Below are 10,156 nucleotides of genomic sequence, written 5' to 3' on the forward strand. Positions count from 1 at the left end.
ATTAAAGGCGGCGGCGAGGCCCAGCCGGACATGCCGGTCATCGTGGCCCGCAAGAACAAGGTTTCGGAGATCCTGCGCGGCGGCCTGGAAAAGACCTGCGCCAAGCTCAAGGTCACGCTGCTGCGCGGCCGGGGCGAGGTCGTGAGCGCCGGTCTGGTGCGCGTGCACGGCGCGGACGGCGCGGTGCAGGAGGTGGAAGGCGACAGGGTCATCATCGCCACAGGGTCGAGTACCCTGAACATTCCGACCCTGCCCGTTGACCACGAGCGCATCATCACCAGCGACGACGCCCTGGAACTGAAGACCGTCCCGAAACGGATGCTGGTGGTCGGCGGCGGCGTCATTGGCTGCGAGCTGGCTTTCATTTTCCAGGCTTTCGGTTCGAAAGTGACGGTGGTGGAGGGGCTGGACCGCATCCTGCCCGTGCCGTCCATTGACGCGGACCTGAGCAAGCTGATCCAGCGCGAGATGAAGAAGCGCGGCATCGTCTGCGAACTGGCTCGCACGGCCACCAAAGCGGAAGTGACGGAGACGGGCGTGCGAGTGACGCTCGGGCCGTCGCCGTTCGTGAAGGACCTTCCGGCGTCGGCGCAGAAGGAGAGCGTGCTGGAAGCCGACGTGGTCTTGGTGGCCGTGGGGCGCGTGCCCAACACGTCTGGCCTGGGCCTGGCCGAGGCCGGGGTGGAGACGGACCAGCGTGGCTGGATCAAGGCCGACGCGCGGCTGGAGACTTCTGTGCCTGGCATTTACGCCGTAGGCGACGTGCTTGGCCCGGCGCGGATCATGCTGGCCCACGTGGCGTCCATGGAAGGGCTGGTGGCGGCGCGCAACTGCCTGGGCGCCGCCGAGGCCATGGACTACGCAGTGGTGCCGGCGGCGGTCTTCACCTCGCCGGAGGTGGCCACGGTGGGTCTGACCGAGGCCCAGGCGCGGGAGCAGGGCTTCAACGTGACCTGCCCGCAAAGCAACTTCCGCGAGCTGGGCAAGGCCCAGGCCATGGGCGAGCTGGCGGGGCTCTTCAAGCTGGTGGTGGACGCCGATTCGGGCAAGCTCCTGGGCGCGCACCTGGCCGGAGCCCACGTTTCGGACATCATCGCCGAACCGACCCTGGCCATGCAGCTCGGCGCCACGGCCAAGGACCTGGCCCGGACCATCCATGCCCACCCGACCCTGGCCGAAGGGCTCTTCGAGACGGCGCATCTGCTGTAGGCGTCCGGAACAGCCAGCTATGAACAACGCCCCGACCGGGTTTCCGGCCGGGGCGTTTGTGTATCTGCTTGCCGCAGGCAGGAGCAGGTCTCTGCGACGGACCTGCTGGTCACTCGAATCTTCGGGACTGCTTAAAGCCGAATCTGCGAATCTTGGCGTACAGCGTCGACCGGCCGATGCCGAGCAGGGCGGCCGCGCCATCGTTGCCGTCGATCTGGCCGTCGGTCCGGTCTAGGACCATCTTGATGTAGCGACGTTCGATTTCCTCTAGCGTCGGCCAATCCGCAACGATGTCGGAGGTGGGGGATGGCTCGGCCTCGGGAGCTTTGGGAGTAGGACCTTCGGGCCACTGTAGGGAGAGGTCCAGGTTTCCGCCGTTGTAGAGGATGACCGCGCGTTCGATGACATTTTCCAGTTCGCGGACATTGCCCGGCCACGGGTAGGCGGCGATCAGGCGGCGGTTGGCTTCGCTGAGTGCAACAGGTCCCCTTTGGTACTTGCGTGCGAGATCATCAAGGAAGACTTGGGCCAGGATCAGCGAATCGTCGCCGCGCATTCGTAGCGCAGGCACCTCCACCGGAACCACGGATATCCGGTAATACAGGTCCATGCGAAAGCGTCCCGCCGCAATCTCCTGCTCCAGATCCCTGTTCGTTGCCGTGACAAGACGAAAATTGGAGCGGATTTCCCGAAGTCCTCCAACGCGGATGAAGGTGCGTTCCTGCAGGACGCGCAGGAATTTGGCCTGGGTGGAGAGGGGCAATTCACCGACCTCGTCAATGAAGAGCGTACCTTCGTTGGCGAGTTCGAAAAATCCGATTTTCTGGTTGGTGGCTCCTGTGAACGATCCCTTTTCATGCCCGAAAAAAGCACTTTCGAAAAGGGATTCGGTCATGCTCGCGGGATGAACGCAGACGAAGGATCCTCGGCGGCCGCTGTGACGATGGATGAAACGCGCCAGGAGCTCCTTGCCCACACCTGTCTCGCCGAAGATGTGGATGGATACGTCGGTTGCCGTCGCCTGCTTCAACTTGAGAAGCAATTGAAGCATTGTTTCGTTGTTTGTGATGAATTCATCCTGAGTTGCATTAGGCGATATGACAACATTCGCTGTGCTTCCAGGTTTGTGAATAGCCTCCTGTTCATCGGGTTGTATGAAATGAAGATCTTTGAAAAATGATTTTGTAGAAGTGATTATTTTTTCTTCAGACAGATTTAGCAAATCATCTTCAAAATACTTGTTCAAAAGAAATAAATATGTATTCGATGAAATGTTTTCAATAGAAATTAAAATACATGAACCATGCTTTCCTCTGCGACGTTCAATTTTTTTTGTTTGAAGATGACGCATTATCCAGCTTTTATATTGAGCGATAATTTGTTCGTTTAAGAATGTTTTTGAAATATTATATCTTGACAGTGCATTTATTTCTCCGTCCTTTATGGAAAAAAATGCCGCCTGCTCGACTCGTAATTTACGGCAGAGCATGGCGAGTCTTTGTCTCTGGAATTCGTCGGCGCGCACGGGGGCGGTGATGCGTGTGCTCCTCCCATGGTTACGTAGCCACGGGGCTTCCTTGTCTTCCGTCGGCAACGTTCGTGGCCTGGGCATTTCGTCCAGCCAGGCAGGTTGTCCGAAATGCCTGTGGATCCTGTAAGCGGCTGCACGAAGACGGGTGGCCACCTGGTTTCGACCGAGGTGAGTGTACACGCGGGCCAGATCGAGTTTGACCCTTGCCGTTTCAATGGGATTGCCGACATTGATGTACATTTTCAAAGCCTTTTTCAGGCAATTCATGGCGCCATCAAGATCGGTAACAGGTTCCTCGAGCGCCATGATTCCCCTGATTCTCCAAGCTCCGGCTTTGATCTGATTGCTTGGAGATTGTGAGGACAGCTCAAATTCCTTTTTGAGGTTGAAGTGTTTTGCCTCCTTCATTCCTTTTTTTTTGAAAATATAGAGTGTTTCAAGAATCCACGGAAAGTGATGCATTGGTTTGGCTATGTTGGATTGGACCAGGATGTCGTTGATTTTTTCCATCATTGCGTGGGAAGATGCGAGATTTCCGGTGCAGTAATGGTAGAACATCAGAATCCAGGCGGTTCTTATCTGGAGAACCGGGACCGAGTCGCTGTCGACCTGTTCGGAAACGGCGTTGATATGGGCAAGAGCTTCCCGCGTCTTGCCGAACATGAGCAGGACCAGGGCGAGGTGGAGACGCAGAAATTCGGCGGAGAGTTGTTCGTTGCGCAGTATGGCGCTTTGCAGGGCGGATTCGAGGGAGCCGATCGCCTGCCGGTCGAATCCCAGAAAGGCCGAGGACATTCCGTGGAACACAACCCACCAGTACTGGGAGTTAGGCAACGCAAATCTTCCCCGCACCTTGCTGAACTGCATCTCCGCTTCCTTGAATTCTCCTTTGAGAAAATGGCGGAAGCCGAGAAAGGTGGATATGTATTCGATCATGTCTTCGTCGCCGATGGATTCGCCCATTTCGAATCCGATATCGAAGAGTTTGTCCGCCTGTGGAGAGATGTCGAACGAACCGAACGTGAGGAGGTGGGCGTGGATCAGGTGGAGGATCGCGACGCTTCTGGTATCCCCGAAGTTTTGCGCTGCAACGGTTGTCCGCTCCAATAGCAGGCAGACCAAGGCAGTTTTGGCCGGGAAGTATATCGCGATGTCAGCGAGTTCGATGATGGTATGGATGAAATGGCGGAGTATGTCTTCGGAGCATTCCGCGAGGGAGAAATCGTTCAGGATTTTGATGATGATGTCCAGGCATGTAGACGCAGTAGTCGACGATCGCGGGGCGTGGCGTTTGGCTTGGCCCATGAGCAGTTTCACGGCGTCCAGGGCCCGGTTCTGGCGCAGTAGGGAAAAGGCGCTGGTGAATTCGCAGGATTCCGATGCCGGGTCTGTCTTGTAACCGTCCATGTCTCTTGACAGGTCTCCATGCGAAAGAATTCCCTTGGAGGTCATGACGCACCAGCCTCCTTCCATGCGAACGAGGTTTCGGGTCTCGAGCAGCGACCAGGCGTTCCTGAACTGTTCCAGGTCAATGTCCAGCAGGCGGGCAATGATTGCGGGACGGACGCTATGGGAGAGATGACTCAGGGTCTGTAGGATCAGGTTGGCGTGCAGTGGCGCGGTTTCGGTAGTGGTCATGCTTACCTTTTTTTTTGGGGGGCGGTTGCGATGAGGGTCGTGTCCGGAATGAACGTGTCTGTTGGTCGGTGACGTTCAATTTTGTATTTGAAATCTGGAAAAAAGTCCAGAATCAAGACAATAATCCTATTTTGAGCAGAAGATATTCGTGTCAGGGGTTTTTGACTATGTTGGCTTGTGAATAAAAGTGCGTATTTGTGGATATTTTTGGGAAAAAGAATGCATGGCATGTAATCTGCAAACATTATATCGTAGATCATGTGAAAGAAGTGACGTCCTCTTTATTTGATCAAATTTTGTGTCTTTTCTTTTTTAGGAAAGAAATAAAAATGTTTAATTTTAAGTATTGTATTTTTTTGCAATATTTATTTTATTCCTAATTTATCATATTTTAGATTTCATCGTTTAAATTTTATGAGGATATTTATATTATTCATTTTTTTATGTGCTGAAAGTTGCATAAATAAATTATCTGATCAATCGGTATTTAAGGACTTAAAATGACCAATCTGATTACAACGCTGAGAATCAAATGGATCGCAAGTATACTGCTGCCGATCATCGTGTATGTAGTGGTTGATCCGTCAGTACATCCTAAACTTCCACTGTTCTTCGCCATTACGACATGGGCCGTGACCGTCTGGGCTATGGAAATCCTGCCGACCATTCCTTCCGCAGCTGCCATGACCTTTCTTTTCGTGCTGGGCGGGGTGGCAAGTCCGAAAGTGATCTTCGCCCCTTGGGGTTCTTTCTTGCCCTGGCTGTGCCTGGCCGCCCTTGTTTTGGGAGAAGCGCTCGAGAACACGGGTTTGACCCGCCGCATGGCGCTGCGACTGATGCTGCTTGTGGGTGCGTCGTTCAGGAACACGATCATAGCGCTCATGGTGACGGGCATCTTCATGGCCTTCGTTCTGCCCGACATCATGTGCCGCGTGATTATTTTCGTGGCCATCGCTCACGGACTGGCCATGGCTCTGGAGCTTAAGCCCACATCCCGTATCGCATCGGCCCTGATCATGGCGGGCTTCTGCGCCGCCACCGCTCCCGGATACGGTTTTTTGACCGGTACGGAGATGGCCCTCATTGCCATGTCCATCGCCGAGCCTATCATGGGCGCTGTGGGCTGGGGCGAATATGCCTTGGCGAACCTGCCTTTCGTCCTTCTTTACTGCGCCTTTTCCGTCTTCATGTGTCTCTACATTATTCCGGGAAAGGAGCACATTCCTCATGAAGACCACCTGAAAGAGGTCATCACCGCCCGCCTCAAGGATATGGGCCCCATGACCCGTCAGGAGTGGAAATTGTTCGTTCTTATGATCCTGGCCATCACTGGCCTACTGACCCAGAAGATTCACGGTCTTCCGGGAACATACGTTTATTCCCTCTTTGGCCTGGCATGCTACCTGCCGTGGCTCGGTCTGGCTAAGCCCGAGGATGCGCGCAAGCTCAATATCGGATTCATCGTCTTTGTCGTGGCATGTCTGAGCATGGGGGCTGTGGCCGTTCATCTAGGCGCCGCCAAATGGATCGCCAGCATGCTCGTGCCCTTCATGGAAAAGCTGAGCCCGACCTTCAGCATCCTGACCGCTTACATGTCTTCGCTGACCATCAATTTCGTTCTGACGCCCTTGGCGGCCGTGTCGTCCATGACTGCGCCCATGGTCGAAATCGCCAATGCCCTCGGCATGAATCCTAAGCCCATGATCTACGCATTCCTGATGGGTTTGGATCAGTATATCTTCCCCTATGAATATATTCTGTACATGTATGCCTTTTCTACGGGTTTCATCACCGCGCGGCACATGTTTCTCGGCCTTGCGCTGCGTATGGTTTTTGTCGGAGTAGGTATCGTTGTCATTCAGGTCCCATATTGGACCTTTCTCGGACTTATGTGATTATTCAATTTAATTTAATATACGGAGAATACAATGGGACATCCAACAGTCTACCCTACTGGTGTAACAGTTTACAATCCTGATAAAGCCTGGAGCGGTTTTACCATCGTGTCCGCGCCCGAATTGGGAGCACTGCTGATCAACATGAACGGCGCCGAGGTCCGCCTCTGGAAGGACGTGCACGGCTTTCCGAACAAGATCTTCCCCGGCGGCCACATCATGGGCAGTACCGGGACACGCAATCCGAAATACGCTCTTCAGGATCAGCTGGATGTGGTCCAACTCGACTGGGAAGGCAAGATCGTCTGGAAATTCGACCGCGCCGAATTCGTCGAGGATCCGGGTTCCGAGCCCCGTTGGGTCGCGCGGCAGCACCACGACTTCCAGCGTGAGGGCAATTCCGTCGGTTACTACGCCCCTGGCATGGAACCAAAGATCGATTCTGGCAATTCCCTTATCCTGAGCCACAAGGATGTGAGGTGCCCCTACATCAGCGAAAAGCCGCTGCTCGACGATGTTATTTATGAAGTCAACTGGGAAGGCGAGATCATCTGGGAGTGGGTCTGCTCCGAGCATGTTGAGGAGATGGGCTTTTCCGAGGCCGCGCTGAACGCCATGAGCAGACATCCCAATTTCCGCGGCGGATCTCTCATAGAAAGCGCGCCCTCCGTGGGCGACTGGATGCATGTTAACTCCATGTCCACTCTCGGACCCAACAAGTGGTATGAGGCCGGTGATCAGCGTTTCCACCCGGATAACATCATCATCGACGGCCGCGAGACCAACATTATCTGCATCATCGAGAAGAAGACCGGCAAGATCGTATGGCAGATCGGCCCTGATTATGACACGAGTCCCGAACTCAAGGCCCTGGGATGGATCATCGGGCAGCACCATGCGCATATGATCCCTGCCGGCCTCCCGGGTGCAGGTAATATCTTGGTTTTCGACAATGGCGGCTGGGCTGGCTACGGGAGCCCGAATCCCGGTGCCCCCAAAGGCGAGAAGGCCGCGTTGCGCGATTACTCCCGTGTTCTGGAGATCGATCCGACCACGTTGAAGATCGTCTGGCAGTACACGCCGATGGAAGCCGGATTTCTCATACCCCTGGACGCCTCGCGTTTCTACTCCCCGTTCATCAGTTCGGCCCAGCGCCTTCCCAACGGCAATACGCTGATCTGTGAAGGCTCCGACGGACGCATCTTCGAGGTCACGGCCGAGCATGAACTGGTTTGGGAATACATATGCCCATACAAGGGTAACATTGGCATGCCCATGAACTGGGTCTATCGCGCTTACCGCGCCCCCTATGACTGGGTTCCGCAGGCCGGAACACAGCAGGAGGAAGCCATCAAGCCCATCGACGTGGCATCGTTCCGCGTTCCTGGTGCGGCGCCCCTTGGACCGCTTTCGGCCGTGAAGGTCGAAGGGACTGTCGGCTACTACGGCGGGGCCGGTCACTGCGTTGGTTCCACCGACTAGCTGAAATATCCACAGACTGTTCTCGGGTAGACACGCCGCCTGCGATGGCGTGTCAATCCCGATCGGCCGCACTTTCCTTCACCTCGAACAGTACAGGGAGTATGAAATAATGAGAACGAGGGTTGTATCCAGCCTGGTGCTTGCATGTTGTCTTTTGTTGCCGAGTGCTCACGCCCGCGCCGCCGAAGGAGCTTCGATCTCCACTCCCGCCGGCGCGGTCGGCGTCAATCATGGTCCGGGCGGCATGGGGTTTCCAGTTGGTAAGTTCGCCGCCGTGCTGAACTATCGCTATTGCGTCAAGGATCAGTGGTACAAGGATTCGTCCGGGGAAGACGGTGCGGACGTCAAGCAGATCGTCCACACTCCCGTCCTGAAGACCCGCTTCTCCTTCGCAAAGGGATGGGATGTGCGAACCGCCACTCCTTTTCTAGATATGACCGTCGATCGTGAAGATATCGGGCTCGACGATAAGTGGGTCGGCGGCCTGGGTGATACGACGGCCATCCTGCGCTATCAGATTCTGTCCCAGAAGACCGGCGCGCCCCTGAACCTTGCTGCGGATCTCGGAGTGGTTATCCCGACGGGCGAAATCGGCGACAACAACCCCGGCAACGGAGCCTGGGGAGCCCTGTTCGGATTCGGCGCGACCTACATGAGCGGTTCCCACCGCATCGAGGGCGACACGAGCTATACCGTGTACAGCGAAGGCACGGCTGAGAAGACTAAAGGTGACCGCCTCCGCATTAATGCCCATTACGCCTACGCCCTGAACAGCCTCCTGGATCTCGGTGTTGAGGCCTATTATGAATGGACCCAGGAGGACGAACAGTACGGCGTGGACCTCGTAAACGACGCCAAATCTCTGTATGTCGGCCCGAAGTTCAACCTTAAATTCCCCGAATACGGCATCACCTTTGGCGGGAACATTCTCATGGCGGCCTACCGCGATTACGAGACCGCGACACTTACGGATGATTGGCGCACGGAGTTCAAGCTTATCAAGTTGTTCTAACCACGCATGTCCCGACGGGACCATGCCTTGTCCGGCCGCAAGGTCGTGCGGCCGGACAGTCTTTTCCGAATCATTTACAACCCAAGGAGACGACAGTGTCCATCACCCTCTACACCGCCCCGGACTGCCTGCGCTGCAAAATCGTCAAGGAATTCCTGGCCGAGCGCGGGCAGGAATACACCGGCTACGATTTCAAGGCCGACAAGGATATCTTCAACGCCTATTACCGCGCCAACCGTTCCTCCATCTATCGCAACCCCGAGGGCGTGGAATTTCCGATTTTCGATGACGGCCAGGTCATCAAGCAGGGCACGGGCGAGATCCTGGCCTACCTGCTGTCCGGCCGCGTGCTGGAAGCCTGCGTGACGCGCAGCGAGCTGCTGCACGGCTGGATTTCCGGCCTCAATGTTTCGGCCTGTCCCGCAGGGCAGGAGGACAACTTCGTCACCCTGGTGCGCCTGCTGGCCCAGGGCGGCCTGACTGTCGAACTGCATTCCGACGGTCGCCGCGCCGACCTGCTGAAGCGTGTTTTGGACGAAGGCTTCGTCAGCCGCATGGTGCTGGACATCGTCGGCCCGGCCGCCCTGTACCCGACCATCGTCGGCGGCGAGCTGTCCGCCGAGGACCTGAAGCAGAGCATCGCCCTGACCCGGGCCCACGCCGACGGCCTCATCCGCGTCCTGGCCTCGGCCTACGCAGGTGGCGACGGCATGACCCGCGTCAGCCCCGCCGAGGCCGGAGAGGCCGCGAAGATGGTCCTCGACGCCTGCGGCGACCGCATGCTGCCAGTTTTCATCGAGGCGCAGCAAGCCGACGGGCTCGAAGCGCTGGAGAACCAGGCCCTGCTGCCGTACCGCTCCAAGGTACGCGCGTCCCTGGTCAAGGCCGAGATTCGCAAGCCCGAAGCGCACTGATTTTCCCATCCTAAGGAGGAACCGACATGTCCGCACTGAACTTTCCCGACGACCGCCGCTATCACGCCGAGCACCTCTGGGCCAAAGAGGCCGGCGACGGCTCGTTTGTCATCGGCATCACCGACTTTGCCCAGGACCAGCTTGGCGAGGTCATCTTCATCGACCTGCCCGAGGTAGGTTCGCATTTCGATCAGGGCGTGTCCTGCGCCGAGATCGAGTCGGCCAAGGTCGTCTCCCCGGCCATCATCCCCCTCTCGGGCACGGTGGCGGAGGTGAACGAAGCGCTCTCCGACACTCCCGAGCTGGTCAACTCCGACCCCTACGGCTCCGGGTGGCTGGTGCGCATCAAGGCGGACGACCTGTCCGAAGCGACCATCACTGCGGCCGAATACCAGAAGATCATCTCGGCCTGATTGTATCTCTCTCCCGTTTCCCCACCGGCCGCCTTTCCGGACGACCGGCGGGGGAATAGCCC

Annotated in this window: 7 protein-coding genes; 6 read left to right on the plus strand and 1 reads right to left on the minus strand. The window is 56.7% G+C overall.

The features are described from left to right. On the plus strand, nucleotides 1–1,209 hold a 1,209-nt coding region (locus BMZ40_RS18760; RefSeq protein ID WP_143075700.1), incomplete at its 5' end, for a dihydrolipoyl dehydrogenase family protein. A gap of 109 nt (nucleotides 1,210–1,318) precedes the next feature. Here the strand turns inward: BMZ40_RS18760 and BMZ40_RS18765 are convergent. Further along, nucleotides 1,319–4,057, minus strand: a complete 2,739-nt coding sequence (locus BMZ40_RS18765; protein WP_177193278.1) for a sigma-54 interaction domain-containing protein — start codon at nucleotides 4,055–4,057, stop codon at nucleotides 1,319–1,321. Between the two features lie 821 nt (nucleotides 4,058–4,878). On the opposite strand from BMZ40_RS18765, the gene BMZ40_RS18775 reads away from it, so the two are divergent. The 5 genes from BMZ40_RS18775 to gcvH all read left to right on the plus strand — a co-directional run bounded on the left by BMZ40_RS18775 (nucleotide 4,879) and on the right by gcvH (nucleotide 10,094). After that, the gene (locus tag BMZ40_RS18775) at nucleotides 4,879–6,273 is read left to right on the plus strand and encodes an SLC13 family permease (RefSeq protein ID WP_092379589.1); all 1,395 of its coding nucleotides are present in this window, start codon (nucleotides 4,879–4,881) and stop codon (nucleotides 6,271–6,273) included. A 33-nt stretch (nucleotides 6,274–6,306) separates the two neighbouring features. Further along, complete coding sequence (locus tag BMZ40_RS18780) at nucleotides 6,307–7,755, plus strand: aryl-sulfate sulfotransferase (RefSeq protein ID WP_092379592.1); 1,449 nt, start codon at nucleotides 6,307–6,309, stop codon at nucleotides 7,753–7,755. 109 nt (nucleotides 7,756–7,864) lie between these two features. Next, on the plus strand, nucleotides 7,865–8,767 hold the full coding sequence (locus BMZ40_RS18785) for a transporter (protein WP_092379595.1): 903 nt from the start codon (nucleotides 7,865–7,867) through the stop codon (nucleotides 8,765–8,767). A gap of 95 nt (nucleotides 8,768–8,862) precedes the next feature. After that, the gene (locus tag BMZ40_RS18790; RefSeq protein WP_092379597.1) at nucleotides 8,863–9,681 is read left to right on the plus strand and encodes a thioredoxin domain-containing protein; all 819 of its coding nucleotides are present in this window, start codon (nucleotides 8,863–8,865) and stop codon (nucleotides 9,679–9,681) included. Between the two features lie 26 nt (nucleotides 9,682–9,707). Continuing rightward, nucleotides 9,708–10,094 carry a glycine cleavage system protein GcvH gene (gcvH, locus tag BMZ40_RS18795; protein WP_092379600.1) on the plus strand — a complete coding sequence of 129 codons (387 nt, stop codon included), beginning with the start codon at nucleotides 9,708–9,710 and terminating at the stop codon, nucleotides 10,092–10,094. Nucleotides 10,095–10,156 lie beyond the last annotated feature (62 nt).

Origin of the sequence: Desulfomicrobium apsheronum, from assembly GCF_900114115.1 — a bacterium.
Classification (GTDB): Bacteria; Desulfobacterota; Desulfovibrionia; order Desulfovibrionales; family Desulfomicrobiaceae; genus Desulfomicrobium; species Desulfomicrobium apsheronum.

Coding starts and splice junctions, on each gene's coding strand:
- BMZ40_RS18775 (WP_092379589.1), top strand. CDS start 4,879: ATGACCAATCTGATTACAACGCTGAGAATCAAATGGATCGCAAGTATA.
- BMZ40_RS18780 (WP_092379592.1), top strand. CDS start 6,307: ATGGGACATCCAACAGTCTACCCTACTGGTGTAACAGTTTACAATCCT.
- BMZ40_RS18785 (WP_092379595.1), top strand. CDS start 7,865: ATGAGAACGAGGGTTGTATCCAGCCTGGTGCTTGCATGTTGTCTTTTG.
- gcvH (WP_092379600.1), top strand. CDS start 9,708: ATGTCCGCACTGAACTTTCCCGACGACCGCCGCTATCACGCCGAGCAC.